At 47.4% G+C, this 26,231-nt stretch carries 32 protein-coding genes; 18 read left to right on the top strand and 14 right to left on the bottom strand.

The genetic code is table 11. The annotated features are described in order from the left end of the window. Positions 1 to 108: 108 nt before the first annotated feature. Positions 109 to 777 carry a hypothetical protein gene (locus B2U97_RS01375; protein ID WP_286823930.1) on the bottom strand — a complete coding sequence of 223 codons (669 nt, stop codon included), beginning with the start codon at positions 775 to 777 and terminating at the stop codon, positions 109 to 111. Positions 778 to 977: 200 nt separating this feature from the next. Here B2U97_RS01375 and B2U97_RS01370 point away from each other — a divergent pair, with 200 nt between their 5' ends. Genes B2U97_RS01370 through B2U97_RS01360 form a run of 3 tightly spaced genes read left to right on the top strand, consistent with a single transcriptional unit; the run spans position 978 to position 4,128 of the window. Next, positions 978 to 2,237, top strand: coding sequence for an acyl-CoA dehydrogenase family protein (locus B2U97_RS01370; RefSeq protein ID WP_286830162.1), 1,260 nt, complete (start codon positions 978 to 980; stop codon positions 2,235 to 2,237). Beyond that, a complete protein-coding gene (locus B2U97_RS01365; protein ID WP_286830160.1) occupies positions 2,230 to 3,315 on the top strand; it encodes a phosphotransferase family protein in 1,086 nt (361 codons plus the stop codon). The genes B2U97_RS01370 and B2U97_RS01365 overlap by 8 nt, the downstream gene beginning before the upstream one ends. 42 nt (positions 3,316 to 3,357) lie before the next feature. Continuing rightward, on the top strand, positions 3,358 to 4,128 hold the full coding sequence (locus B2U97_RS01360; protein ID WP_286830159.1) for an SDR family oxidoreductase: 771 nt from the start codon (positions 3,358 to 3,360) through the stop codon (positions 4,126 to 4,128). Between the two features lie 7 nt (positions 4,129 to 4,135). Here B2U97_RS01360 and B2U97_RS01355 read toward each other — a convergent pair whose 3' ends face one another. Then, positions 4,136 to 4,594, bottom strand: a complete 459-nt coding sequence (locus B2U97_RS01355) for a hypothetical protein (RefSeq protein ID WP_114981242.1) — start codon at positions 4,592 to 4,594, stop codon at positions 4,136 to 4,138. Positions 4,595 to 4,670: 76 nt separating this feature from the next. On the opposite strand from B2U97_RS01355, the gene B2U97_RS01350 reads away from it, so the two are divergent. From B2U97_RS01350 to glnS, 6 genes are read left to right on the top strand one after another with little or no spacing between them, the layout of a single operon-like run. After that, positions 4,671 to 4,931, top strand: a complete 261-nt coding sequence (locus tag B2U97_RS01350; protein ID WP_110013260.1) for a hypothetical protein — start codon at positions 4,671 to 4,673, stop codon at positions 4,929 to 4,931. Positions 4,932 to 4,958: 27 nt separating this feature from the next. Next, entirely contained in the window at positions 4,959 to 5,363 is a 405-nt protein-coding gene (locus B2U97_RS01345; RefSeq protein WP_110013259.1) for a hypothetical protein, read from the top strand. Further along, entirely contained in the window at positions 5,360 to 6,136 is a 777-nt protein-coding gene (locus tag B2U97_RS01340; RefSeq protein ID WP_114981243.1) for a 5-oxoprolinase subunit PxpA, read from the top strand. Before B2U97_RS01345 ends, B2U97_RS01340 begins: the two co-directional genes overlap by 4 nt. A gap of 25 nt (positions 6,137 to 6,161) precedes the next feature. Then, entirely contained in the window at positions 6,162 to 6,875 is a 714-nt protein-coding gene (pxpB, locus tag B2U97_RS01335) for a 5-oxoprolinase subunit PxpB (RefSeq protein ID WP_114981244.1), read from the top strand. Further along, positions 6,872 to 7,825, top strand: a complete 954-nt coding sequence (locus B2U97_RS01330; RefSeq protein WP_114981245.1) for a biotin-dependent carboxyltransferase family protein — start codon at positions 6,872 to 6,874, stop codon at positions 7,823 to 7,825. Before pxpB ends, B2U97_RS01330 begins: the two co-directional genes overlap by 4 nt. Before the next feature lie 48 nt (positions 7,826 to 7,873). After that, complete coding sequence (gene glnS, locus B2U97_RS01325) at positions 7,874 to 9,559, top strand: glutamine--tRNA ligase (protein WP_272988473.1); 1,686 nt, start codon at positions 7,874 to 7,876, stop codon at positions 9,557 to 9,559. Here the strand turns inward: glnS and B2U97_RS01320 are convergent. The 5 genes from B2U97_RS01320 to B2U97_RS01300 all read right to left on the bottom strand — a co-directional run bounded on the left by B2U97_RS01320 (position 9,546) and on the right by B2U97_RS01300 (position 12,783). After that, positions 9,546 to 10,583, bottom strand: coding sequence for a saccharopine dehydrogenase family protein (locus tag B2U97_RS01320; RefSeq protein ID WP_011234723.1), 1,038 nt, complete (start codon positions 10,581 to 10,583; stop codon positions 9,546 to 9,548). The genes glnS and B2U97_RS01320 overlap by 14 nt on opposite strands. Positions 10,584 to 10,587: 4 nt before the next feature. Continuing rightward, positions 10,588 to 11,034 (bottom strand): ferric iron uptake transcriptional regulator, encoded by a 447-nt coding sequence (gene fur, locus B2U97_RS01315; protein ID WP_011234722.1) that lies wholly within the window; start codon positions 11,032 to 11,034, stop codon positions 10,588 to 10,590. Between the two features lie 45 nt (positions 11,035 to 11,079). Then, positions 11,080 to 11,613 (bottom strand): flavodoxin FldA, encoded by a 534-nt coding sequence (fldA, locus tag B2U97_RS01310; protein ID WP_011234721.1) that lies wholly within the window; start codon positions 11,611 to 11,613, stop codon positions 11,080 to 11,082. Between the two features lie 77 nt (positions 11,614 to 11,690). Next, positions 11,691 to 11,906, bottom strand: coding sequence for a DUF2788 domain-containing protein (locus B2U97_RS01305; protein ID WP_011234720.1), 216 nt, complete (start codon positions 11,904 to 11,906; stop codon positions 11,691 to 11,693). A gap of 100 nt (positions 11,907 to 12,006) precedes the next feature. Beyond that, positions 12,007 to 12,783 carry an alpha/beta fold hydrolase gene (locus B2U97_RS01300; protein WP_110013253.1) on the bottom strand — a complete coding sequence of 259 codons (777 nt, stop codon included), beginning with the start codon at positions 12,781 to 12,783 and terminating at the stop codon, positions 12,007 to 12,009. A 106-nt stretch (positions 12,784 to 12,889) separates the two neighbouring features. Here B2U97_RS01300 and B2U97_RS01295 point away from each other — a divergent pair, with 106 nt between their 5' ends. Next, positions 12,890 to 13,372, top strand: a complete 483-nt coding sequence (locus B2U97_RS01295) for a replication initiation negative regulator SeqA (RefSeq protein WP_110013252.1) — start codon at positions 12,890 to 12,892, stop codon at positions 13,370 to 13,372. Beyond that, the gene (gene pgm / locus B2U97_RS01290) at positions 13,372 to 15,009 is read left to right on the top strand and encodes a phosphoglucomutase (alpha-D-glucose-1,6-bisphosphate-dependent) (RefSeq protein ID WP_272988468.1); all 1,638 of its coding nucleotides are present in this window, start codon (positions 13,372 to 13,374) and stop codon (positions 15,007 to 15,009) included. The genes B2U97_RS01295 and pgm overlap by 1 nt, the downstream gene beginning before the upstream one ends. Positions 15,010 to 15,013: 4 nt before the next feature. Here pgm and B2U97_RS01285 read toward each other — a convergent pair whose 3' ends face one another. After that, positions 15,014 to 16,300: an MFS transporter gene (locus tag B2U97_RS01285; protein WP_011234716.1), complete on the bottom strand. Its 1,287-nt coding sequence runs from the start codon at positions 16,298 to 16,300 to the stop codon at positions 15,014 to 15,016. A 152-nt stretch (positions 16,301 to 16,452) separates the two neighbouring features. On the opposite strand from B2U97_RS01285, the gene B2U97_RS01280 reads away from it, so the two are divergent. Further along, positions 16,453 to 17,538 (top strand): DUF2066 domain-containing protein, encoded by a 1,086-nt coding sequence (locus B2U97_RS01280; RefSeq protein ID WP_272988466.1) that lies wholly within the window; start codon positions 16,453 to 16,455, stop codon positions 17,536 to 17,538. Next, positions 17,538 to 18,251, top strand: coding sequence for a DnaA regulatory inactivator Hda (gene hda, locus B2U97_RS01275; protein WP_011234714.1), 714 nt, complete (start codon positions 17,538 to 17,540; stop codon positions 18,249 to 18,251). The genes B2U97_RS01280 and hda overlap by 1 nt, the downstream gene beginning before the upstream one ends. Here hda and B2U97_RS01270 read toward each other — a convergent pair. From B2U97_RS01270 to arsC, 3 genes are read right to left on the bottom strand one after another with little or no spacing between them, the layout of a single operon-like run. Then, positions 18,248 to 18,637, bottom strand: a complete 390-nt coding sequence (locus tag B2U97_RS01270; RefSeq protein ID WP_011234713.1) for a DUF2069 domain-containing protein — start codon at positions 18,635 to 18,637, stop codon at positions 18,248 to 18,250. The genes hda and B2U97_RS01270 overlap by 4 nt on opposite strands. A gap of 9 nt (positions 18,638 to 18,646) precedes the next feature. Then, positions 18,647 to 19,204, bottom strand: a complete 558-nt coding sequence (gene wrbA / locus B2U97_RS01265) for an NAD(P)H:quinone oxidoreductase (protein ID WP_011234712.1) — start codon at positions 19,202 to 19,204, stop codon at positions 18,647 to 18,649. Further along, positions 19,204 to 19,551, bottom strand: a complete 348-nt coding sequence (arsC, locus tag B2U97_RS01260; protein WP_272988463.1) for an arsenate reductase (glutaredoxin) — start codon at positions 19,549 to 19,551, stop codon at positions 19,204 to 19,206. The genes wrbA and arsC overlap by 1 nt, the downstream gene beginning before the upstream one ends. A 70-nt stretch (positions 19,552 to 19,621) precedes the next feature. On the opposite strand from arsC, the gene B2U97_RS01255 reads away from it, so the two are divergent. Further along, positions 19,622 to 20,071, top strand: a complete 450-nt coding sequence (locus B2U97_RS01255) for a TlpA disulfide reductase family protein (protein WP_153849183.1) — start codon at positions 19,622 to 19,624, stop codon at positions 20,069 to 20,071. Here B2U97_RS01255 and B2U97_RS01250 read toward each other — a convergent pair. Next, positions 20,063 to 21,514: a M48 family metalloprotease gene (locus B2U97_RS01250; protein WP_016341340.1), complete on the bottom strand. Its 1,452-nt coding sequence runs from the start codon at positions 21,512 to 21,514 to the stop codon at positions 20,063 to 20,065. The two genes, B2U97_RS01255 and B2U97_RS01250, sit on opposite strands and share 9 nt — an antisense overlap. 145 nt (positions 21,515 to 21,659) lie before the next feature. Between B2U97_RS01250 and B2U97_RS01245 the strand changes: the two genes are divergently transcribed. After that, positions 21,660 to 22,739: an AI-2E family transporter gene (locus B2U97_RS01245; RefSeq protein ID WP_011234708.1), complete on the top strand. Its 1,080-nt coding sequence runs from the start codon at positions 21,660 to 21,662 to the stop codon at positions 22,737 to 22,739. Between the two features lie 22 nt (positions 22,740 to 22,761). Here the strand turns inward: B2U97_RS01245 and bcp are convergent, their stop codons facing one another. After that, positions 22,762 to 23,232, bottom strand: coding sequence for a thioredoxin-dependent thiol peroxidase (bcp, locus tag B2U97_RS01240; RefSeq protein WP_011234707.1), 471 nt, complete (start codon positions 23,230 to 23,232; stop codon positions 22,762 to 22,764). A gap of 177 nt (positions 23,233 to 23,409) precedes the next feature. Here bcp and dapA point away from each other — a divergent pair, with 177 nt between their 5' ends. Genes dapA through purC form a run of 3 tightly spaced genes read left to right on the top strand, consistent with a single transcriptional unit; the run spans position 23,410 to position 26,125 of the window. Continuing rightward, a complete protein-coding gene (gene dapA, locus B2U97_RS01235; RefSeq protein WP_272988459.1) occupies positions 23,410 to 24,300 on the top strand; it encodes a 4-hydroxy-tetrahydrodipicolinate synthase in 891 nt (296 codons plus the stop codon). Then, a complete protein-coding gene (gene bamC, locus B2U97_RS01230; RefSeq protein ID WP_110013248.1) occupies positions 24,300 to 25,388 on the top strand; it encodes an outer membrane protein assembly factor BamC in 1,089 nt (362 codons plus the stop codon). The genes dapA and bamC overlap by 1 nt, the downstream gene beginning before the upstream one ends. A gap of 23 nt (positions 25,389 to 25,411) precedes the next feature. After that, a complete protein-coding gene (purC, locus tag B2U97_RS01225; RefSeq protein ID WP_011234704.1) occupies positions 25,412 to 26,125 on the top strand; it encodes a phosphoribosylaminoimidazolesuccinocarboxamide synthase in 714 nt (237 codons plus the stop codon). On the opposite strand, the gene B2U97_RS01220 is transcribed toward purC, so the two are convergent. Next, positions 26,122 to 26,223 (bottom strand): hypothetical protein, encoded by a 102-nt coding sequence (locus B2U97_RS01220; protein ID WP_231378638.1) that lies wholly within the window; start codon positions 26,221 to 26,223, stop codon positions 26,122 to 26,124. The genes purC and B2U97_RS01220 overlap by 4 nt on opposite strands. Between the last annotated feature and the right edge of the window lie 8 nt (positions 26,224 to 26,231).

Below are 26,231 nucleotides of genomic sequence, written 5' to 3'. Positions count from 1 at the left end.
GTTTTAGGTGCCCATTAAGTTGTTATTTAACTTAACTAACGGAAATTTGAACTGAACAGGAAGAGAGCTTCTTCCAGCATAGAAAATTCCTGTCGGCCTGCTGTATCGCTAATTTGATTTTTCGGTTTCCCGCAATGTCATTGAAGCATCAAAATAAAGCTCATTACTTCTTACTTTTGGATTGTTTTGCAAAGCATTCACAATGTTTTTTCGCCAGCCACTATCATGACGTTTTGATAGCTTTATCAGTATATGATTGGGGGTGTTCGGGTTGCGGGCTAAAGTTAAGTCGGTGCCAATTTGGCCCTCAATTCCGTATAGTGACTCAAGAACTTGAACGGGTGTAGACGAATTATTTGCTATTCTGTTGTGCAATTCATATCCAAGGCCTATTTCAGCGTTCACAAGCTCTCTCAACCGCTCTGGTGATGTACTGGAATCAGCCGCATCGACTAAAGCGGTGTTTATCTCTATGGAGCTTTTAACGGTGTGAGCAGCATGACCAATTAATACAATTGTAATTAAGCCAAAACCAACTACTTTCAACCGATGAAACCCCATGGATGCTCGAATAAGCATATAAATCGATAGTGACAATAGTACCCAGAGCAGCGCGCTACTGGCGAGTGCGTAAAGTTCCACAATACCCATCTGAGCATCGATGACGATATCGGTGATATTTGTTTGAAAGGTATATTGGGTAGCAGCAACGGAAAAACTAATAGCGATAGCCATCAAAGCGGCCTGAAGTTTAGTAAGCTTGTTCAAAAATTCCATTTTATTTCCCTTATTTGATAGCGAGCCTATTTTTGCTGCATAACTCAATATCTAGTATTTCAATTATCCTTAAACGCCACAACTTGTTTATATAGCATGCACACCCGTTTTATCAAACTAAAGCTTTGCTCTAACTCTGGTTGTACCACCAGCCCTTTCATGTCTACAATGCTGTTTAACGTTGGCTGGGAGCGGGTGTTATGGATTTTTCCTACAGTGCGGAAACAAAGGACTACTTAGCGCGGTTAGATGCCTTTATGCGCGAGCATATTGAGCCGTATGAAAACCAGTATCAAAAAGAGAATTATCGGCTGAACAGCACACCGAACTGGCGTGAGTGGCAGGTACCACCAAGGGTGGCCGAGCTTAAGCAAATGGCAAAAGAGCAGGGGCTTTGGAATTTATTTTTGCCTGATGAAGAGCTTGGTGCTGGTTTAAGCACGCTGGAATATGCGCCGCTGGCTGAGCGTATGGGTCGCAGCCTGTTAGCACCCGAGGTCTTCAACTGCAACGCTCCCGACACGGGCAATATGGAAGTGCTGTATCACTTTGGTGATGACCCGCAGCAAGAGCAGTGGTTAAAACCGCTTTTGAACGGCGACATCCGCTCGGTGTTTTGTATGACCGAGCCCGATGTTGCGTCATCCGATGCCACCAATATGCAAACCACCATTAAAGCTGACGGCTCCGACTGGGTCATAAACGGTCGTAAGTGGTGGAGTACTGGTTTGGGTCATCCGGACGCTGAGATTGCCATTGTTATGGGTCTGACCGACGAGGACGCCGACAAACATCATCGCCATTCCATGGTATTGGTGCCGTTAAACACGCCGGGCGTAAATATTGAACGCATGTTGCCTGCCCTGGGAGAGTACGATGCCCCTTATGGCCATGGCGAGGTGGTGTTCGATAACGTCCGTGTGCCGAAAGAGAACATCATTGTCGGCCCCGGCGCGGGTTTTAAGATTGCTCAGGGGCGTTTAGGGCCGGGACGCATTCACCATTGCATGCGTGCTATTGGCGCGGCTGAGCGCGCGCTGGAGCTATTTATTGAACGGGGCGTATCTCGCATTGCCTTTGGCGAACCGTTAATGAAGCTGGGAGGCAACACCGAGCGCTTAGCTGACTTACGTGTAGCCATTGATCAGGCAAGGTTACTGACACTGCATGCGGCGTGGCAAATCGACAACGTTGGTGCCATGAAAGCCATTAAGGAGATATCGGCCATTAAGCTGGTGGCACCGAATGTGCTGCAGCGGGTGGTGGACGAAACCATGCAACTGTTTGGTGGTGCTTCTCTGTGTCACGACACACCGTTGCCGGGCTTATTAACCGTTGCGCGTTCGCTGCGCATTGCCGATGGACCCGATGCGGTGCACCGCGCGACTATTGCAAAAACAGAGTTGAAACAAAGAGAAAAACAAAGGGAAAAACAATGGAAAGGGCGCTCTAATGACTGATCCATCATCCGCCGTAGTCGATCAGGCGAGTGACGTACGCGAAGAAGAAACCTTGCCCGTAGAGGCGTTGGACAACTGGCTGGCGGAGCATATAGGCGACGAGCTGCCGGAAGATCGCGGTACTTTGCGCATTACCCAATATACTGGTGGTGTGTCGAATTGGACCTACCGTTTAGATTACAACGGCCTGGCTTTGGTTCTGCGCCGGCCTCCAGATGGCACAAAAGCCAAGTCCGCCCACGACATGGGTCGTGAGTTCCGCCTGCAGAAACGCCTGAGACCAGAGTTTCCGCACGTACCCCGAATGCTGGCGTATTGCCGTGACGAGTCGGTTATTGGTGCCGAGTTTTATGTGATGGAACACGTAACCGGCATTATTCCGCGGAGGCGTTTTCCTAAAGGGCTGGACCTTAGTTCTGAGCAGGCGAGACAGTTATGCACGAACGCGCTGGATAAACTGATAAAGCTGCACCAGGTGGATTTAGACAACACTGGGCTACGAAAAATAGCTAAAGGTAAAGGCTATACCGAGCGTCAGGTAAATGGCTGGTGTGGCCGTTATGAAAAAGCGAAGACCTGGAATGTATTCGGCGCTAAGTCGGTCATGCGCTGGTTACAAGAGAACCAGCCGCAGAACGAGAAAATATGCTTGGTGCATAACGACTTTCGTTTAGACAACCTGATACTCAACCCGGATGACCCAACCGACATTATCGGCATTCTGGACTGGGAGCTGGCGACCTTAGGCAATCCGTTAATGGATCTGGGCAATTCGCTGGCTTACTGGATTGAAGCGGGCGATGATAAAGTGGCGCGTGCGACTAAACGCCAGCCGAGCGACTACCCGGGCATGTTAACCCGCAAAGAAGTTATCGATTACTACTGTGAGCGCACCGGAACCAAGGTAGAAGACTTTGCCTTTTACGAGGTGTTTGGCCTATTCCGTTTAGCGGGGATAGCCCAGCAAATTTATTACCGGTATCACCACAAACAAACCACCAATAAAGCCTTTAAGAACTTCTGGTTTTTGGTGAACTACTTGCTATGGCGTTGCCGCCGTCGTATCGCCAAAGCTTAAAAAACACCAATAAAAAACAATAACAATAAAGAGAGCTCAATAATGTCTCAACAACGGAAGACCATTTTAATTACCGGTGCCAGCTCTGGTCTGGGGCAGGGTATGGCTCGCGAGTTTGCCGCTCAGGGCAAAGATTTGTGCCTGTGCGCACGTCGGTTAGACCGGCTGGAAGCCTTAAAAACCGAACTGGAAGAAAAGTATTCCGGTATAAAAGTGAGCATTAAAGCCCTGGATGTAAATGCTCATGAAGACGTATTCCGCGTGTTTCAGGAATTTAAGCAAGAGCAGGGGCAAGTTGACCGTTTTATTATTAATGCGGGCATGGGTAAAGGCGCGGCGCTTGGCACTGGCTACTTTGAAGCGAACAAAGCTACAGCTGAAACGAACTTCGTAGCCGCGTTGGCGCAGTGCGAAGCGGCTATGGAAATTCTCCGCGAACAAAAGCAAGGCCATTTGGTAACGATTTCGTCCATGAGTGCTTTCCGCGGTATGCCACGAGCCATGACGGTGTATGCAGCAACCAAAGCTGGTTTGGCGTCGTTAACCGAGGGCATTCGTGCGGACTTAATGAAAACCTACGGCAGCAACAGCCCAATAAAGGTTTCGACTATTTACCCGGGCTATATTCGTTCGGAAATTAACGAGAAGGTGAAAAACACACCTTTTATGGTGGACACCGAAACCGGCTGTCGCTTGCTGGCCGAAGCCATTAATAAAGAGCCGGTTAAAGCTTATGTACCGCGTTGGCCCTGGGCATTAATGGCGTTTTTAATGAAACGACTGCCACTGAAATGGGTGTTAAAGCTGGCTTAGCTTTCGGTTATTCACCAGAGTCAGAACACACGGCGTCGCCGCGAGTAGACACCTGCACCGACAGAGACTGGCTAACGCCTTGTGCATCATTAAACAGAAACACCGGCTCGACTAAAAACATGTCGCCGCGCTTGCCATCGTGGTTTATTTCCAGTCTCTGATCAGATAGTTCCAGTTTAATGCAGCCATCGTGTTCGGTGGTCATTATGCGTTCCCATTTATCCGGCTGTGGTTCGTGCAGCCAAATTTCATGGCCCTGCCAACTTTGTTTTTCACCCCGTTCGCACCAATAGCTGTGAACCTCCAGCGCGCCGTCTTCACTGGTTTCCAATTGGCGGATCTGGCACTCGTCTTCATGCGGTAATTCAGGCTCCATAGCGGTGTACTGGTACACAACAACACTGACAAAAATGACGAGAAGTGTGACGGCCGAAGCGCCTAACCAGATAAGAATTTGCTTTAACATATGGCTCCAGAACCTGATACAGTATAAGTTCATAGTATAAAGACAATAATTATAAGAACAATGACTTGGGGGAAGTATGTGGCAACGTGTTTTGGCATTACTGATTCTTATTGTGGGTTTGCTTCTGGCCGTTCTGGGTGTGGTCAGTGACAACGATACTCCCGTTAGGTTAACCGGCGCGGTTCTGATGTTAATAGGTATTATCTGGTTGTATAAGCAACCGACTTTACAGTCGCTTAACCGCACGGATAAACCCATTTTGAAATGGTATCAATCTCCAATTCTCTGGATACCGATTATTGCTATCATCTTCTTTATTATCAGTTTGTTTATGTAGGCTGAAAATCAGTTAGGAATCGAATTCATGAATATAGCAAAACGGATTGTTATTTTGGCCGGCGCGGTGGGGCTGTTTTTTTATACCGCGGAACAGGAAGAACTGATTACTTTAATTGCGAATTTTAATCTGAGTTGGTACAAACTGGGCGTTCCTGTTGCCTGGGGCTTAGTCATTGGCGGGCTGTGCGCACTGTTAAAGTTCCGTTGGCTGCTGTCCTGGATGGCACCTGTTACCTTAGTTGCCAGCGCCATAACGACCATGGGGCTCACTGGTGCAGCAGCGGTATTTGTGAAACATCAACTGGTGGTGCTTTGCTTGCCGCCGTTACAACTCGCCGCGGTAGGCGTTGGTTTGTACTTGTTTGCCGTGGGTCTGGCTAAGCTAATGGGAGACATTGAAGCCAGAAAATCGGAAAAAGGTGAGGAATGAATCGTCAAAGTAGCCAGGGAATTACATTAAACAGCGATATTGGTGAAAGCTTCGGAACCTGGAAAATGGGTGCCGATGACTTAATTATGCCGCACATCGATTGTGCTAATGTGGCTTGTGGTTTTCATGCGTCAGACCCGTTAACTATGCTTAAAACAGTAAAGTTAGCCAAGCAGCATAACGTGACGATAGGCGCGCACCCTGCGTATCCCGATCTCGTTGGTTTCGGCCGACGTCATATGGCGTTAAAACCCGATGAAGTAACCGCTTTAATTCAGTATCAGGTGGGGGCTTTACAGGGCATTTGTGCCGGCCAGAAAACCGAAGTGAAATATGTGAAGCCACACGGCGCACTTTATAACGACATGTTAAGCGACGGTCAGCAATTCGATGCTGTTTGTCAGGCCATTGCCGCCCTGCAGGAAGACAGACATGAGCCCTTGCCGTTAATGGTTATGGCAACACCCGAAAATGACGCCTGGCGCCACCGCGCGCAGCAGTTTGGTGTTGAATTATGGTTTGAAGGTTTTGCCGACCGCGCTTATGACGACAATGGGCAGTTGCGCTCGCGGAGCAACCCTGATGCCGTGCACGGTGATGTTGAAGCCATGTATGCTCAGGCGGAGGCTTTTGCGACAGGTCGTGCTATTGAGAGTGTGTCGGGCAAGTCGCTGCAAATTGAAATTGATTCTCTTTGTGTTCACGGGGATAACCCCAAAGCGATAGAAACCGTAGAGAAGCTGCGGAATATTGTCCGGCAAGCTAACGAATAAACTCAGGAATGACTAAAGTTCAGTTATGAAAGAAGAGTCTGATTTTCCAAAACTCGTTTCAGCCGGCGCCGATGCCGTTATAGTCTATTTAGGCGAGGGCATTAGTGTGTCGGTTAACCAGCGTGTTCTGGCTGCGGTTAAGGCAGTAAAGGAGCAACTGTCTGATGTTGTGCTGGATTTAGTGCCCTCCTATAACTCCTTAATGGTTTACTACAATGTGTTGAACATTGATGAGCCTGAAATACGTGAACGCTTGCGCGAAGCTCTAGCTGACCTCAGCTCTGATACTAGCGAGCAGAGTGGCAAGCGGCATCGCATTCCGGTTTTTTATGATGAAAGTGTCGGGCCTGATCTTGCCCGCATTGCTGAAATGAACAACTGCTCTGTTGATGATGTAATAAAAACGCACGCCGAGCAAACGTACCGCGTGTACGCCATGGGCTTTGCACCGGGCTTTGCTTATTTAGGTGAAGTGAGTGAGAAAATCAGAACGCCTCGTTTAGATAACCCCAGAAAGCGCATTACCGCAGGCAGCGTCGCCATTGCTGAGAGTCAGACGGCAGTTTATCCGTCGGCATCGCCCGGAGGCTGGAACATTATTGGCCGTACTTCTACTCAGTTATATGACCCGTCATCGGGGACTATCAGCCCGCTGAACGTAGGCGATGAAGTAGAATTTTACGCGGTAAGCAAAGAGCAGTTTATTGAGGAAGGCGGTGACACGGAGGCCTTGTCATGATGCGTATTATTGAGCCGGGTATGCGCTCAGCCGTTCAGGATTTTGGGCGCTTTGGGTATTTGTCGAAAGGCCTGACCCGCGGCGGCCCCATGGATGAACACGCGTTCTTATGGGCTAACCGCTTATTGAGCAACCATTTTAATGCCGCTCAAATAGAAATTACCCTGGGTGGCTTTGAGGTAGAATTTGACCGAGACTGCCAGTGTGCTGTGACCGGTGCCGATGTCGAATTGACGCTGGATGACGAAGTGTTAAATACCTGGCAAAACTTTAAAGTACGCGCGGGGCAACGCCTGAAGATGGGCTACGCCAGTGCTGGTGTCAGAGCCTATTTAGCGGTGCAGGGCGGTTTTCAGGTGGAGCCTAAGTGGGGCAGTTGCGCAACCGTTACTCGCGACGCGGTCGGCGGCTTGCACGGCGATGGAGCGTTTTTACAAGCGGGTGACGAACTGAGCTTTAATGAGCAGAACTATCAGGTATCGCGGCGCGTGGGCTGGGCCTACAGATCGGACTATCAGAAAACTCCGGTCATTGGCTTAATACCGGGCTTTCAGTACGACGCCTTTCCCATGTCTGCAAGAGAAGCTTTCTGTTACGAAGATTACGAAGTAACTAAAGACAGCGACCGCATGGGCATTCGCTTGTCGGGTAAAGCGTTGGAATATAACGGTGAGGGTTTGGTGTCTGAAGGCGTGAATGTGGGGTCTGTACAGGTGCCCGCAAATGGCCAGCCTATTATTATGATGAACGACCGCCAGACCTTAGGTGGCTACCCGAAACTGGGCACCATTAACCCGTTCGATTTAGGTCGGCTGGCACAATGCCAGCCGGGGCAGACCGTTCGTTTTACCCGCATTGAGGGTAAAGTTGCACAGCAGCAATTGCGCCGTTTTTATCAGTTTTTTAATGTTCGCTTAGCTTGTCAGGCTGACGATAACCTGCGATCATAGCCGCTTCATATTATCCGGTGTTGATTTTGTAGCGGAGACAAAAGGTTCATGGCAGATACTGACTCTCGTCCCAGTAATTTTATTCGTCAAATCATTGATAAAGATTTGGCCAGTGGTAAGCACGCAACTGTACACACCCGTTTTCCTCCGGAGCCGAATGGTTACCTGCATATTGGCCATGCCAAATCGATAGTGCTGAACTTCGGTATTGCCGAAGACTACAACGGCACCTGTAACCTGCGTTTTGATGATACCAACCCACTGAAAGAAAAAGTGGACTATGTGAACTCCATTAAAAAAGACGTGGAATGGCTGGGGTATCACTGGGAAGGCGAGCCGCGTTATTCCTCTAATTACTTTGATCAGCTACACGCGTTTGCGGTTGAGCTGATTGAAAAAGGCCTGGCCTACGTTGATTTCAGTTCGCAGGATAAAATGCGCGAAATGCGCGGTACTCTGAAAGAGCCGGGCGTAAACAGCCCTTACCGTGATACCTCTGTGGAAGAGAACTTAAAGCACTTTGCTGACATGACAGCAGGTAAGCACGAAGAAGGCACCGCCGCATTACGGGCAAAAATTGATATGAGCTCGCCGTTTATGTGTATGCGCGATCCGGTAATTTACCGTGTGCGCTTTGTACACCATCACCAGACCGGTGATAAATGGTGCGTTTACCCAATGTACGACTTCACCCACTGTATTTCGGATGCGCTGGAAGGTATTACACATTCACTGTGTACGCTGGAATTCCAGGACAACCGTCGCTTGTATGACTGGGTACTGGATAACATCAGCATTGACTGCCATCCACAGCAAATTGAATTCTCGCGTCTGAATCTGCAATACACGGTAATGAGTAAACGCATTATTAATACGCTGGTTGACGAGAATAAAGTAAGCGGTTGGGATGATCCGCGCATCGCTAGTATTGCTGGTTTGCGTCGCCGTGGTTATACACCAGATTCAGTTCGTGAGTTCTGCCGTCGTATTGGTGTGACCAAAATGGATAACCAGGTAGAAATGAGCATGCTGGAAGCCTGCATTCGTGATGACCTGAACGTTAATGCACCACGCGCTATGGCGGTGATGGATCCGGTTAAAATTGTTATTGAGAACTACCCGGAAGGCGAACAGGAATTGCTGGATGCGCCAAACCACCCGAATGACCCGGAAATGGGCTCGCGTCAGGTGACTTTTAGCCGCGAAATCTGGATTGAACGTGAAGACTTCCGTGAGTCGGCTAACAAGAAGTTCAAGCGTCTGGTGCTGGATAAAGAAGTGCGTTTACGTAATGCCTATGTTATTCGTGCAGACCGGATAGAAACCGACGATAACGGCGAGATCCAGACCATTTACTGTCATTACGACGCTGACACTCTGGGTAAAGACCCGGCAGACGGTCGTAAGGTGAAGGGCGTTATTCACTGGGTGTCTGCAGAAACTGCAAAAGCAGCAGAATTCCGTGTGTATGACCGCTTATTCCAGGTGCCTAACCCGGCAGCCGAGGAAGACTTGTTCTCAACCCTGAATCCGGAGTCTTTGGTTATTAAGAAAGGCTTTGTGGAAGCTAACTTAGCGAGTGCGAAACTGGGCGAGAACTTCCAGTTTGAACGTCTGGGCTACTATTGTCTGGATCAGGATGCTGAGACTGAAGGCCGTTTAATATTCAACCAGACCGTTGGTTTACGTGACAGCTGGGCGAAAATAGAACAGGAACAAACTACTGGATCTTAAACTGGTCCAGTAGCTTAGCGCCGTACAAACGTGAGGGGGGGTAAAAGCCCCCTGACTGCTTCTGGCTTAAGGTATGAATGGCTATCTCAACAGCTCCTTCGGCAGTTAGCGAATAGCCGTTTTTCACTTTAACCCGCATACTTTTCTTATTGCCTTTGGCATCGCTGATTTCACCCCAAACGTAAGTGGGGTTATTCTTCCGTTCTTTTTCTTCAGGGCCAGCAGGCTGTGATTCGAGCTTTTTCTTCAGTTTAGCCTGAACCCATTTCCACTTAAATACCCAACGGAACCAGTTCATCCGGCGCATTTTCTTCACTAAGCGTGGGCTGGCCGGTATGTACACTTCAATATTGGGTATTTCCGTGGTGTAGTAGGCGGTAGAGACATCGCCCCAGGGAATGGTCATGGCATATTTTTCGCCATTACCAAAATCTATCCAGCGAGAATGCCATGCGTGAGGGACATCGGTAATTTGTCCTTTAATACGAGCGGCGCCACCACGACCTAAACGTTCTATGCTGGTTCTGGCAGTGCCACGACTCATGCGTGAACCTGAATCAAAGCCTAAGGCCAAGTGTGTAGCTTCCGGCATCTGCGCATTGAGTCGCGCGGCAATACAATCGGTTGGAATAACATCGAACCCAACGCCCGGGCATAAAACAATACCGGCTTCACGCGCGGTTTTGTGCATAGAGTGAGCGTATTCAAATACGTCTATCTCGCCGGTAATGTCTAAATAGTGGGTTTTGGTATCAATACAGGCTTGAATAAGGGGAATTGCGGTCTGGCTGAATGGGCCTGCGCAATTAACGACTAAGTCTACGTCTTCTAACTGCTTTTGAACTTCATCAATACTGTCGAGCGAGAAGACCTTGTATTGAAAGTCTAAGTGACGTGCTACTGGCTCAAGGGCGTTTTCGTTACGGCCGGCTAAAATAGGTTGGTAACCGCGTTTTTTAGCCTGATGGGCAATAAGTTTGCCTGAATAACCGTATGCACCGTAAATGAGCCAGCGCAGTGCCATATTATTACTCTGCCTCAGCGGCAGCTTTGTATTCGCAGCCTTCGCCACGCTGACATTCACCGTAAAGGTACAAACTGTGGTTAGTCAGTTTAATTTTATTTGCTGCGGCTACTTTTTCCTGACGCTCTTCGATTACGTCATCTTCAAATTCAAAAACGTGGCCACAGGTTAAACACACCAGATGATCGTGGTGGTGCTTTGCACTCAACTCAAATACCGAACGCCCACCTTCAAAGTGGTGGCGAGTAATAATACCAGCGTCATCAAACTGGTTTAGTACCCGGTAAACGGTAGCCAGGCCAATTTCATCTTTTTGTTCCAGCAGAATTTTATAGACATCTTCGGCACTGATGTGTTGGTTATCTGGTTTTTTCAAAATCTCCAGAATCTTCATCCGTGGGGAAGTGACTTTTAGTCCTGCTTTTTTCAGCTGTTCGTCGTTACTCGCCATAATAATTAGTATCTCAGTTAAACATGTATAACAGCATACCCTGTATTAGCTGTCACTTGCCAGTTCTGCCAGACACATTTCTTCATAAACTTGCTGGCACCATTTGCTAACGCGTTCTTTGGTTAACTCTGGCTGACGGTCTTCATCTATGCCCAAACCGACAAAGTGTGTGTCGTCGGCCATACCTTTAGAGGCTTCAAAATTGTAGCTCTCGGTAGGCCAGTGTCCGACAATAATGCCACCACGAGCTTCCACAATGTCGCGAACCATGCCCATGGCATCAAGAAAGTATTCAGCGTAATCTTCCTGATCACCACAGCCAAAAATGGCAATGAGCTTGTCCGTAAAATCGATTTCTTCCAGTTCGGGGAAAAAGTCATCCCAATCGCACTGAGCTTCGCCGTAATACCACGTCGGAATACCGAACAATAGTAAGTCGTAATTGGCAATATCTTCTTTACTGGATTTGGCGATGTCTTTTACATCAACGAGCTTTTTACCAAGCTCTTTCTGAATCATCTGTGCGACGGCTTCGGTGTTACCGGTGTCGCTTCCAAAGAAAATTCCAACAGTTGCCATAAGTCAATTTTCACCTGATTATACGAATAAACAGTACTGAACGGGTTGCCATTCAGCGGCGTAAATTATCAATTGGGTTAAACTCCGGATTCCCAGAGCACCTGAATAATACCTTTAGCGATAAAGCCAAAACAGCCAAGAAAGAGCACCATCCAGACAATAACCTGGCCAAATTTGGGCACTGCAGAACGTTTTAACACGTCCCGAATGGCTAAGCCTATTAGTAAGAATAGTATGCCCAGCGTAAAATTGGTGGCCAGAACTTCAATTTGTTCGTAATACTCAGCTAACATACTGCTTAACCTCGCTGGTACTTAACCTAAGAATGCTTAATGCGGTCTTGACTGTTTTTTACGGCGCTTAGATTACCATAAAGCACGACTGGTGGCGAGATTACTGCGCTATAAACTCAATGACCAGGCGGTTAAATATTCTTGGTTTCTCGGCATGTAGCCAGTGGCCTGCACCTTCAATAACTTTTACCGAGGCATTGCTAAATCGCGCTGCCACGTCTTGTTGATGCTTTTCTGTGAGGTAGTTTGAGCTACCTCCTTTTATAAAAAGTACCGGTCCGTCGTATTGGCCTTTGCTGACAGCCGCTGAAATTTGCTGATAATTTTCTCTTAGCGCTTTTAGGTTAAGCCGCCATTGGTAACCGTCGTCAGTTTTTTTCAGGTTTTTCAGCAGAAACTGACGTACACCTTTTTCTGAAATTGTCTCGGCTAACTGTTTGTCGGCGTCGCCGCGGCTTTTTACCTGGTCTATGTCCAGGTTAGAAAGAGCGTCTAATATGCTGTCGTGGGTACCGTCGTAAGCGGCGGGTGAAATATCAGCAAATATTGCCGCTTTAATCCGTTCAGGGGCTTTTATGCAAGTTTCCATTGCTATTTTGCCACCCATAGAATGACCGACTAAATAAAACTGTTTCAGGTTCAGCGAGTCAGCCAGTTTTATAATGTCTTCTGCCATGTCCGGGTAAGTCATGCTGTCGCTGTGAAACGATTCACCATGATTACGGGCGTCGGGCAAAATGCAGTAGTAGTTTTCTGACAGTTCACGGGCAAGACTTTTTAAATTGTCTTTATCGCCAAACAGACCGTGAATAATGATGATAGCCGGATTGCTATCCGTACCTAATGTTTCGTGATTCAACAATGAAGAGTCTGCCATCGAACTGCCTTTAGTGATAAACTTTGGTCTATATTTTCAAGGCTTTGTCGGGGTGTTGCAAGTGACAAAGCGCAACCTTTCAATTTTTAGAGGTAGAAAGTCAACAATGAAGCGGATTGACATTGACGATGACTTATACACGTACATTGCAAGCCATACCAGACAAATAGGCGAGAGCGCATCGGATATTCTGCGTCGTTTGCTTGACGTGAATAGCAGTGAACCTGAAGCCGACAGCAAAAGCGAACTCACTGAGTCGGTTTTTAACCGTTTGAATGAGCAGGATGTGCGTATTCAGAAAAGCGTAGTAGCGCGCTTTCTGTATATTTTAAGCATGTTGTACCGCTGCCACCCGAGCGAATTTTCGCAAGTGCTGGATATTCGCGGTCGTGATCGTCAATATTTTGCCCGCTCAGAAGAAGCTTTACTGACATCGGGGAACAGCACGAACCCGAAGCAGATTCCGGACTCTCCATTTTGGGTAATTACCAATACCAATACGACTAAGAAAAAAGCCATGCTGACTCAGGTAGCAGAAAAACTGGGTTATCAATCGGCCGATGCAGAAAAAATTAGGGACTTTTTATAATGGCGGATCACGAGCGAGCAGGCCAGTTGGCGCAGGCCAGCGACTTGACCAATATAGCGCAATTGACCAGTGCGTATTATGTTTATGAGCCGGACCCACGCAAAGCGGCTGAAAAAGTCAGTTTTGGTACCTCGGGTCATCGAGGCAGTTCATTGAAGCGTTCCTTTAATGAAGCGCATATTCTGGCTATTGCTCAGGCTATTTGTGCTTACCGCGAGGAGCAGGGCATTACCGGACCTATTATGGTGGCTAAAGACACTCATGCGCTGTCTGAGTCTGCTTACATTAGTGCGTTAGATGTTTTTATTGGCAATGGCGTAGAGGTTCAGGTTCAGACTGAGCATGACTACACACCAACTCCGGTTTTAAGCCGCGCGATTATTGAGTGGAACCGTGAGAACACAGCTAAAGCCGATGGCGTGGTGATTACACCCTCGCATAACCCGCCAGAAGATGGCGGTTTTAAATACAACCCGTCACATGGTGGTCCGGCAGACTCTGACGTGACCCGAACCATAGAGAAATACGCAAACGCGTTGCTGTCTTCAGGGCTTGTCGGCGTGAATACCTGCGAGAGTGAAGACGTATTACAGCACCCGAAACTAACCTTTGTTGATTGGCGCACGCAGTATATTAGCCAGCTTGATGATTGCATTGATATGTCGGCTATTCAGGATGCGAAACTGAGACTGGCGGTTGATGCCATGGGTGGCTCGGGCGCTAAGTACTGGACGCAAATTGCAGAGCATTACAACTTATCGATTGAGGTTCGTAATGCCGTGGTCGACCCGACATTCTCTTTTATGCCGCTGGATAAAGACGGAAAGATTAGAATGGATTGCTCGTCGCCTTTTGCCATGGCCAGCTTGCTCGAGCTGAAAGACAATTACGATTTGGCTTTTGGTAACGACCCGGACTATGACCGTCACGGCATAGTGACTCCGACACACGGTTTACTGAATCCGAATCATTATTTGTCTGTGGCAATAGATTACTTATGTAAGAACCGCGACTGGGATAACAGTATTGCTATTGGAAAAACTCTAGTGTCCAGTGCCATGATTGACCGCGTGGTGGGCGCAAACGAGCGACCATTGATGGAAGTACCGGTGGGTTTTAAATGGTTTGCTAAAGGGTTGTTTGAACGTTCAATTGCGTTTGCCGGTGAAGAAAGTGCCGGTGCTACTTTACTTGACCGTAAAGGCAATACCTGGACGACCGATAAAGACGGCATTGTCATGGCACTGCTGGCGGCTGAAATACTGGCGAAAACCGGTAAAAACCCCGGTCAGTATTACGATGACTTATGCCAGCAACATGGTACGGCTTATTATCGCCGGGTTGATACCGCTTCCAGTGTACAAAAGAATGCGCGCTTTAAAGACATTCGTGCCTACAAAGTAAAGCTGGCTGAACTGGCGGGTGACAGTGTGTCTGATATTTCTACCAAAGCGGCAGGGAATGACGCCCAGTTTGGTGGGATAAAAGTGACTACTGATAACGGCTGGTTTGCTGCCAGACCTTCAGGCACAGAGCCTGTTTATAAAATTTACGCAGAAAGCTTTGTCAGCGAGCAACATCTGGATGACATTCTGGAGCAGGCCACCACCTGGGTGAATGACCTGCTGTCAGACTAAGCCTTTAACGAAGGACGGCGTTGGATTCCATTTCCTCGTCGTCTTCTTCTTCCGTTTCCGGGGCTTCCTCAGCCATTGACGTTAAAAGCTCATCAGAAGTTTGTGACGGTGCCAGTATGGCAAAGTTGCTGTGCAGCTGGTCTTCTGCTTTTGCCCGACGTGTAATGCGGTACAGAGAATAAAAGCCAACACAGGAGGTAAGCGCGGCTAAGAGTAAAAAGAAGTAATTAATGGCACCAAACTGCATTAACGCAGCTACCGCAGGCGCACCAATAATAGAGCCTGCTCCTCCAATTTTAATGATGGCACCGGTTGCTCCCACCATTTGATCTCGTTCCAGAAAATCGTTTGTGTGCGCCATGCCGAGTGAATATAAAGGCAAGATGAACGCACCGAGCAGACCAACGTTTAAATAAATGAAAATAGCGTTAGATGCACTAAGCTGTGAAAGGGTCGCCGCGGTAAGTGTCCCTCCGGCGGCACAAATAGCCATAACAAAACGACGGTCGATGCGGTCCGACAATAAGCCAAATGGTGCCTGCGAAATTAAGCCTCCGGCAATAAAGGCGGCCATGAAAAAGGTAATTTGCAGAACACTAAGGCCTATGTAGGACGCATACATTGGCCCTATACCGTAAAACATGGCGTAGCAGGCCTGCATTATAAACGCATTAATTACGCCCAGTGGAACGGTTTTCAGCAGCAGTGAAATGGGGACTTTTCTGTTTTCGTGCGTTGTAGGCTCAGCCGTAACGCTGACCAGAATTGGAATAAGCGCTAAGTTAATGAGCAGAGCAACAATAGCGAAAGCAACAAAGCCAGCCGGGTCGGCGACACCGAGAATCAGCTGCCCGACAATGAGTCCGCTGTATATAATGACCAGATAAACTGACAGCAGGGTACCGCGGCTACGGTTATCGGCCATGGTATTAAGCCAGCTTTCAACAATGACGAAAATACCAGAAATAGCGAAACCGGTTATAAAACGCATGACGAACCAGACCACCGGATCGACCCAGATGGCCTGCATCAGAATACTAAAGGCAGCCAGCGCGGCAAGGCCGCCGAATGAACGAATATAGCCTACCCTGCGAATATCTTTTGGTGCGCGGGTCGAGCCAAATAAATAGCCGATAAAATAAGCCGACATGATAAAGCCGGTGACTAAGGTACCAAAACCTTCAATGGTAGCGCGCAAACTTAACAGGGTACTGGTCATGCCGACACAGACCCCAATTAAACTGATACTTCCAAGCAGTGAGCTGATACCGCGAAGTTGTTGTTTTAGCATGCCTTTGTCACCCTTCGTTCGTTTGTCGCAATACTACCGTTAGTGGCTTTGTTTTCCTAGTGAAGATTCCCACAAGCTTATCCACAAGTTGTTACTTGCTGTTCGCTACCTGGCTGTTTAATATGCTCTCAAAGTCTTATTTGGATAATGACATGTCAAAGTCGCAGATTCTTTACTTCGCTGCCAGTTTATTTTTTCTGTTTAGTCTTTTTCTGGCTACAGAAGCCGAAGCGCGGTTGATTGAAAATTTATATTCAGCAGAAGTGGCAGTGGCCTCGCAGAGTTCATCTGACCGGCAACAGGCAATAGGACAAGCGTTTGACCGTGTTATCACAAAATTAACGGGGCAAACCGAATTGACCGGACATGACGCTATACAGCGAGCAAAACGTGATGTGAATAATTATCTGGTTCAATACGGTTACAGTGAAAATGAAGGACAGCGAACTTTAACGGCGACATTTGACGGCCGCAAGTTACGCGCACTTCTGGCTGAGCAGCAGTTACCCTACTGGGGCAGCCGGAGACCACAACTGATGTTGTGGATAGCGAAGGAAAACAGCAACGGTCAGCGCGTAATCATTGACAGTAATAGTGAATCAGTATTTACCCAGCAACTGAGATTCTTTGCGCAGCAATACAGTATTCCAATTCAGCTGCCGTTGATGGATTTGACCGACAGTTTCACCATAAATGCGACCGATGTCTGGGGGCGCTTTTTAGACCCGGTGAGAACCACTACAGAGCGTTACGGCACAGACGGTTTATTGATCGGTCGTATCATTCGTCAGGACAACGAGGAAAAGCCCTGGAGTTTAAACTGGTTTGTTGAAGTGGGAGACGACCGTTTCTCCGGTGAAGTGACAGCGACCAGTCCAGACTGGCTAGCGAAGCCTCTGGTCGAGCAGCTAATGGCGCACTTGGCTAAGCAGTACAGTGTTACTGCGGGTGATGAGAATGTTCGTAATACGTTGATGATTAAAGTTGAAAAATTAAGTAGCTTAAATCGTGTTTTAGAGTTGGAAGCGTTTTTAGATAGCATTGTCTCTGTTAGCGACGTTCGTTTACTTGAATACTCGCAAGCTATGAGTGAATTCGAGATTGTGGTTAACGGCCCGGTCGATCAAATATTGCAGGCTATCAACTTGGATGGACGCCTGGTTTCACAGGAACTCGGGCCGTTTGTTGCTGCGCGACAGACTGAAACACCGGTTTATCGTTGGAATGAGAGCCGCTGATGTCACCACAGCAATTACCGTTAGCCGTACAGTTGCCGGATGACGAGATATTTTCTACTTTTCTTGCGGGCGACAACTCAACCTTATTAAGTTGGTTAGAGAGTTTGCCTACAACTGAGCCACCGCTGAGGAGAAGCCAGCAATTGACCTGGTTGTCGGGAGCGAGTGGGGTAGGAAAAAGCCACTTAATGCACAGCGTTATAGCTTCGGCCGGGTCGCAATACCGCATTGCGTATTTACCTTTGCGTGAGTTGGCTAAAGCCGATGCATCGGCCGTTCTGCAAGGAATTGATCAGGCTGATCTTATTTGTCTGGATGATATTGATACGGTAACGCTGGAACAGAATTGGAGTTTTGAGTTGTTCTCGCTTATTAATCGCGTAACCGATAATGAGTCGACACGTTTGGTCATGACGGCTAAACAGTCTGCTGCTCAAACTAAAGTTCTGTTACCGGATTTACAGTCGCGTTTCCAATGGGCAACGGGCTTTCAGGTTCAGCCGCTGAACGACGAAGAAAAAATTAATGCGTTAATTTTGCGGGCACAATGGCGTGGACTGGAGTTGCCGAACGATGTTGCGGCTTTTATGACTCAACGACTGGGTCGTTCCATGCGGGATTTAATGAAAGCGTTAAACGAGCTTGATAAAGCCTCTATTACTTACCAACGCCGCTTAACAATTCCTTTTGTTAAGCAGGTTCTCGAAATTTAGTCGTAGTCTTTTAGTTTTTTCAGCCCTAACCCCTGAGCTCTTCCCTGATAGCGGGCATAACCTGTTGCGCCAATAAATGCGCCGGTGGTAAATATCAGTTCCAGTATTGACCACACACGCTCGTCCGGGTGGGTGTAGACCACGGTTAAGCCATGCAGAAAGTAAAACATTAAAACAAAGTTAGTCCATGCGTGGGTATAAGGTTTGCCTTTAACCAGCCCATGCAGAGGGAATAACAACGGCAGCACCCAGAGGAACAAAGCAATATAAACTGGCAATGTACCCGGCGCGTCGGTTGGCATACCGTGCCACAGTGCAACTAAAATGAGCAGTGGCCAGTAACAAACTTGTGTTAACCAGCGATAAAAGCGTGGAGAAGTCGGCATTGATAATTCCTATGATGAGAGCTTAGAAGCGGTTTGCGTGACTCGTTTACCCAAAGCGATAGCGCATTGCTTTTCATGGTCAGTTAACTTATTGCTGTGCTCATGGTGGCTGGCACCATAAGGTGAACCGCCGGACTGAGTCTGATGCAGAGCCGGCTCAGAATAAGGAATGCCAACCAGCATCATACCATGATGCAGCAGCGGTAAAGCCAGAGTCAGCAGGGTCGATTCTTGTCCCCCATGAAGAGAACTGGAGGAAGTGAACACCGCACCGGGTTTGTCAGTTAACGTAGCCTGCAACCATTCGCGCGAGGTGCCTTCCCAGAATTTTTGCAGGCTTGAGGCCATATGCCCAAATCGAGTCGGACTGCCCAGAATAAGAGCATCGCAGGTTTCAAGGTCAGCGTTTTCAACTTCCAGATCGCGGTCACTGACGGCATCACTGCCGTGCCCGGTGCTGCGTAAAACAGCTTCGCCTCCAGCCGCCGTAACGCCTTCGGCTATCGCGTCAGCAAGCTGCTGAGTAGCCCCGTTACGGCTGTAATAAAGAATAACGACGCGGGTCATTATAAAATATCCAGTATAGCTTCAGGAGGGCGGCCAATGGCCGCTTTATTACCCCGAATAACAATAGGGCGCTCAATAAGCTTAGGGTTATTGACCATTGCGGTAATCAATTCATCTTCGTTATTGATACCGGCCAGACCGAGTTCTTTATATGCGTCTTCTTTTTTGCGCATTAGCTGATCGGCAGAAAGCCCTAACTTTTCCAGTATATCTTTTAATTCTGCAGCGTTAGGTGGAGTTTTAAGGTATTCAACAACTTCCGGCTCAACGTCATTCTTCTTGAGTAATTCAAGAGTTTGTCTTGATTTTGAGCAACGCGGGTTATGATAAATTGTTACTTGGCTCATAAGTATCGTACCTTGTAGTATCTGATTATTAGGTAAGTATAAGTTAATAATAACGTAATTGAGGTAAGGAATGAAACTGAGAACGCTAGTGTGCGCGGCAGCTGCTGTGCTGATAACAGCTTGTTCGCAAGAGCCGGATGTGGTTACTGATGCCGACAATGAGTTTCGCTGGGGCGACGTTGGTGAAAAAACGGTGGTGGTAAACTACTTTGCTGAGTGGTGCGCTCCTTGTTTAAGAGAGTTACCTGAGTTAAACGAATTTAACCAGCACAAAGCAAAAGATGTTGAGTTAGTCGGTGTCAGTTTCGATCCAATGTCTAACGCTGAACTGGCTGAGCTGAAACAGCGCCATGGAATAGAGTTTCAGTTGGCGTTGATGGAGCCTGCGCCAAAGTTTCCGTTTCAGCGTCCGCAGATGTTACCGGCTACCTACGTAATAAAGCCGGACGGCAGCGTCAAAGGGCCTTTAATGGGAGAGCAGGACTTAGAATCGCTGGAAAATGCGGTTAACTCACATTAACGATTTTATTTGCTGCTCTAAGCTGCGCATTTGCTCAATACGTGCATTCAGACGTTTATGCGTCAGATCGCTATCGGTATGGTTATGTGCAGTGTGCAGCTGATCAATGGCGAGCCGGAAGTTTCCTCTTAACGCCAGTGATTCCGCTCGGGTTTCGTACATAGCCGCTCGCTTGCCACTACGCTCGTACACTTGAGTGAGAAGATCAAGCGCCAGCGGGTGGTCCGGTTGTTTTAGTAAAAAATCGCGCAGAAGCTTCTCAGCTAACTCGGTGTCTTCTGCCTGAAGTGCCGCGTTAGCAAAGTTAAGAGTAATAACAGGCTCGGTTGGTTGCTGAATGTACTTGCCTCGTAGCCAGCTTAAAACCGTCTCGTAATCTTTTTGTGCCAGTAGAATGTCGGTCTGGACATCAATATAGAATGGATCATTAGGATAGCGCTCTAGTAGTGGCTGCATAAGTTTATAAGCTACATCAATGTTGCCACCGTCTAACGCGCGTATGGCTAAACCATATTGCCCTGCTTGTTGGTTAATTGAATTGCTACTGGAGCGCATAGATTCAAAGTCACTATTCGTGGTGTTGCCAATATAGCGAGCCTGAACTCTGGTTTTAGCCAGGGCAAAGTCGAGGCTGGGGGGTACGTCCACTCTTTGCATATTTTCAGCGCGAGCACGAGTGTCTGCTATGCGGGACTCAGGCAATGGGTGAGTCATGAGCATTTCCGGGGGCTTGCTTACATAGCGGTATTTTTCTGCCAACCGGCCAAAAAAGTCGGGTGCGCCACGGGGATCAAAACCTGCGGCTAACAACGTAGAGAGACCGATGCGGTCGGCTTCCATTTCATACAACCTAGTGTAATTAATTTGTGACTGACCGGCCATACCCATTGTGGCGTAAAGGCCTGCAGCACCGGCTTCAGGGTTGGCCATGCCGACTAAAATAGAGCCAATGATACCAGCAATGGTCATAGGCATACTGCGCTGTTGTTCCTGCATTCGACGAACCATGTGACGTTGAGTAATGTGCGCGACCTCGTGTCCAAGTACCGCCGCGAGCTCTGACTCGGTTCTTGCTTCGTCAATTAAGCCCGTATGCACACCTACGTAGCCGCCCATGAAGGCGAAGGCGTTTATTTCCTTATTGTTAATCCAAAAAAAGTTGAAAGGATAGCGCACACCGCTGGTGTTTCTGACTAACCGCTGGCCAATGCTGTTTAAATAGCTGTCTAATACCGGATCGTGAACAATAGGGGCTTGTGAGCGTACCTGACGCATGTAAAAGTCGCCTACAACACGTTCACGTTCGATACTCATGAAAGCCGCGCCGGTAGTTCCAATTTCTGGTAAACGTTGGTTATCCTGCATAGCGTTGCTGACAGCACTAAAGCTGATTGCAAAGATCAATAAACAAGCGGTGAAAGTGTGTAATATTTTGGTGGACATCAACTACTCATAGGCCAAATGAAACGGATTTAATCTTCTCTTAAGAGCAAAATTCTTATCTTTAGTTCCTTTTTACTCTATGGGGTTATGGAAAGATTGCAAGGACTGATATTATCATCTCAACAAAGGTTAAGAGATAGTGGTTATGTGGGAATACATTCAACAGTGGTATCAACGGAAATTTTCTGACCCTAATGCAGTAACTTTATTTCTGTTACTGGTTGTTGTGGTATTAGTCATTGTGTTTTTCGGTAGCTTAATTGCGCCGTTGTTAATTGCTATATCTCTGGCCTATTTGCTAGACTGGCCGGTAATGCGATTGATGGGGCTTGGTTTATCCCGTTTAACCGCCACGATTATTACCTTTTCGTTATTCCTGGCATTAATGATTGTTACTTTGCTGACTCTGGTTCCCGTTATTTGGCAACAAAGTACGACTTTGATTCAGGAAATGCCTGATATGGTTACGAACCTGCAAATTTGGCTGCATAAACTACCTGAAATGTTCCCGACTATTGTCGATGACAGCCAAATTACTGAGTTTACTCAGGAAGTAAAAAGACGAGCAGTGAGTTTAGGAGAAAGCCTGTTAACGGTTTCCCTGACCTCTATTGTGAACGTCATGGCCATGCTGGTTTATCTCATTATCGTGCCGCTTTTAATCTTTTTTATGCTAAAAGACCGCGATATATTGATTGCTCATTTCAGCCGTCTGTTGCCTTCAAACCGTCAGTTAATTTCGCAGGTCGGGCAGGAGATGAACCTGCAAATTATGAACTACATTCGTGGCAAAGCAATTGAAGTGGTGGTGGTTGCGATAGTCACTTTTGTTACCTTTAGCTTATTTGGGCTGCGCTACTCGGCATTACTGTCCATTATGGTCGGTTTATCGGTTTTAATTCCCTACGTAGGCGCTGCGGTCGCAACCATTCCGGTGGTATTAGTGGCTTTATTTCAGTTTGGGCCAACGGCGGCATTTGTTTGGGTGACCGTAGCCTATCTGGTTATTCAGGCTCTGGATGGTAACTTACTGGTACCGCTATTGTTCTCAGAGGCAATAAGCTTAAACCCAGTCTACATTATTGGCGCGGTATTAATTTTTGGCGGCATATGGGGGTTCTGGGGCGTGTTTTTTGCTATTCCGCTGGCCAGTCTGGTCAAGGCGGTACTAACAGCATGGGACAGTGGCACCGGGGAAAAGGCAGAAGAGCAAACACCGCTTTAGTGCGGTGTCTGCTCTATAGAGCTTAAGCTTGCTTAAGGTGCTCCAGCACCACTTCGTGATGCTCTTTAGTTTTAAATTTATTGAAGACTTTTGAAATGCTTCCGTCCTGTTCTACTAAAAAGCTAATACGGTGAATACCATCGTATTCTTTACCCATAAACTTTTTCAGGCCCCATACGCCAAAGTCTTCAGCCACTTTATGGTCTTCGTCGCTTAACAAGGTGAAGTTTAACTCATCTCTATCAGTAAACTTAGCTAAGCGTTTAGGCGCATCAGGGCTTATACCAACAGAGACAACATTAAATTCCTCAAGCTGCTTACGGCTGTCGCGTAAGTTTTGTGCCTGCACAGTGCAGCCCGGTGTCATGGCTTTTGGATAAAAGTAAACCAGTACCCGGTTCTCTTTTAATAACTCCGATAAGGTCACTGAGTTCTCGTTCGCATCCGGTAAAGTAAAGTCAGGCGCTTTATCGCCCTGTTGTAGTGTCTGCATTGCATTCTCCTGGAACTTAGTTAACAGTGCCAACATCATAGCGGACAGATGCCGTCTTGGAAAATGCCATACCGGCAAAAGTTTACGGAACCTTCTTGGCAAGTTACGTTCCTATCACTTGTGTTTCGTCAGGGCTGGCATTACCATTGGAGCCCCAATTTAGGACTTGGAGAATGTATGCTTAAGGGCAGTATTGTCGCTTTAGTTACCCCTTTTACAAAATATGGCAATGTTGATTACAGTGAACTTGAGTTTCTGGTTAACAAACATTGCGAAGCGGGTACCGACGCTATTGTAGCGGTTGGCACGACAGGGGAGTCAACAACCTTAACGCATGAAGAACATATCGCTGTCGTTAATGCCATGGTCGAACTCAGTGCCGGGCGCATCGATATTATTGCTGGAAACGGTTCAAACTCGACCAGTGAAGCCGTGCAACTGACAGAAAAAATGACCCAGGCGGGTGTAAGTGGTTTCTTAAATGTTACGCCATACTACAACAAGCCTTCTTTAACAGGCTTAATTGCACATTATAAGGCTTGTGCTGATGCCTCTGATAAACCCCAGATTCTATATAATGTTCCGGGGCGTACCAGTCTTGATATGACACCTGACATGGTCGAACAGTTGGCAAAAATTGATAACGTTATTGGTATAAAAGAAGCCACCGGTGACGTGAGTCGGGTGCAGGAACTTAAAAAACGCTGCGGCGATGACTTTATCTTGTTAAGCGGTGACGACCCTACTGCACGCGAATTTATGTTTGCCGGTGGTCATGGTGTTATCAGTGTCACCGCTAATATTGTTCCTGCCAAAATGAAAGAGCTGGTAACGGCGGCACTTGCTGGTGATAAAGAAAGTGCAAACCAAATCGATGCTGAGCTGGAACCATTGCATAATATGTTATTTGTTGAATCCAACCCCATTCCGGTAAAATGGTCGCTCGCTTTAATGGGTTGGGTCAGCGCAAATTATCGTCTGCCACTGACACCTCCGGAAGAGAGTAATCAACAATTGATTGAGTCAGTGTTACAGAAAGCAAACCTACTGAATATTCAGGAGTCGTAATGAAATTGTCTCGCCTTGCGTGGATGGGCGTAGCTGCCGTAGTTGTAACAGGTTGTTCGTCGGTAGAGAAAGAACGTGCCAGCGGCGGGTTTGAATACGTGAACATTCAACCTACTGCCTCACTGAATATTCCGGATGGTCTGGAGAAGCCGGAAAAAGGAACGCAGTATCAAATTCCGGACACGAACATAGCACCGGCTCCTGTTGGTTATAAAGTCAATATAATGGCTCCGCAGCAGGTTCGTCCTATTGGACTGGGCAGCCGGGTGTTAGAAACTGAAACCGAAACCCGGGTGTACTTTGATATTGTCGATGGCATGGGAGACTCAGTAACCGAGTTTGTTCGTCAGGCGGCATTTGATGTACTGGAAAGACGCGACATTCAATGGGAAAACGTGGGTGATAACCGTTGGCTTACCGAGCAAATGACGGTACAGCAAACCATTGAGGGCGACAGCGGCTTTTTCGGATTTGGCGGAGAGAGCGACAGTGATCTGGAAAGAACTTTCCGCTATGAACTAACTCAGGAAACCGAATCGCATCAGCGCAGCACCGCACTACGAGTCGATGTTAACGACTTTACTCAGGTGATTGGTGGTGAAGAGCAAGAGGTTGCTCCTTTGGTTGTTCGTAATTTGGAAGCTGATTTACTTAATGCGATTATTTCGGAAGTTAACCGGAAACAACAACTGGCTGTAGCTCGTGAAAAAGCGGCCGGTATTGAAACTAGCTTGTCAAAAGCCGCAGAAGGACATTCAGTTTTCATTGTTGAAGACAATTTTGAGCAAGCATGGCCATTAGTTAATTTGGCTCTTCAGAATATTGGTTTTGAGGTTGAAGATTTAAACCGCGAGACAGGAACCTATTTTGTTGAGTACAGCGAACCCGGCAGCGGCTTCCTGTTCATTGGTGGCGATGACTACGAAGACCTGGGCATAGCCGAAGGTGAGTACGAATTCCGATTACTGGAAGACGGTGAAAATACCTCGGTTACGGTTTACCAGGGTGAGGAAATTGTTTCCGACGAATGGATTAATCAAGTATTTGAAGCCTTTAAAAACGCTGTTAAACAGCAAAGCCAACTTTAACTTAAGCGCGAGTGGAAAGATTCATGGAAAAACGCAGTGAACTGTATCGGGGAAAAGCAAAGACGGTCTATCATACCGACGATCCTAACCGCCTGGTGCTGGAGTTTCGTAATGACACTTCAGCGTTCGACGGCGAGAAGGTCGAGCAGCTTGATGACAAAGGCATGGTGAATAACAAGTTTAACCATTTTATTATGTCGAAGCTGGAAGAAGCGGGCATTCCGACGCAGTTAGATGAGCGTTTGAGCGATACCGAGTCTTTGGTTAAAAAGCTGGATATGATACCGGTAGAATGTGTTGTCCGTAACGTGGCAGCAGGTTCTCTGGTGCGCCGTTTAGGCGTTGAAGAAGGTAAAGAGCTTAACCCTCCGACATTCGAGTTTTTCTTAAAGAACGATGCGCTGCACGACCCTATGGTTAACGAGTATCATATTCAGGCCTTTGGATGGGCAACAGCAGAGCAAATTGAGAAAATGAAAGAACTCACCTTTAAAGTGAACGACGTTTTAAAAGCTTTGTTTGCTGATGCCGGTCTGTTATTAGTGGATTACAAGCTTGAGTTTGGCGTGTTTGACGGCGAAATTATGCTGGGTGACGAGTTTACTCCAGATGGCTGCCGCCTTTGGGACGCAGAGACTCGTGAGAAGCTCGATAAAGACCGTTTTCGCCAGGGCTTAGGCGGTGTTGTTGAAGCTTACCGCGAAGTGGCTAAGCGCCTTGGCGTAACGCTGGATTAATCTTTATTTTTGTTTTTAGGGTCCTGGTCGGAGTCATCTTCGGTTTTAGATGATTTCGTACCAGGCCATTTAAACTTAGCGGTATACTTCAGCACCATCAGGTTAC

Origin of the sequence: Idiomarina sp. UBA3176 (assembly GCF_002364295.1) — a bacterium.
Classification (GTDB): domain Bacteria; phylum Pseudomonadota; class Gammaproteobacteria; order Enterobacterales; family Alteromonadaceae; genus Idiomarina; species Idiomarina loihiensis.
The sequence above is the reverse complement of the archived record's forward strand: the minus strand, read 5'-3'. Positions and strand labels throughout refer to the sequence as shown.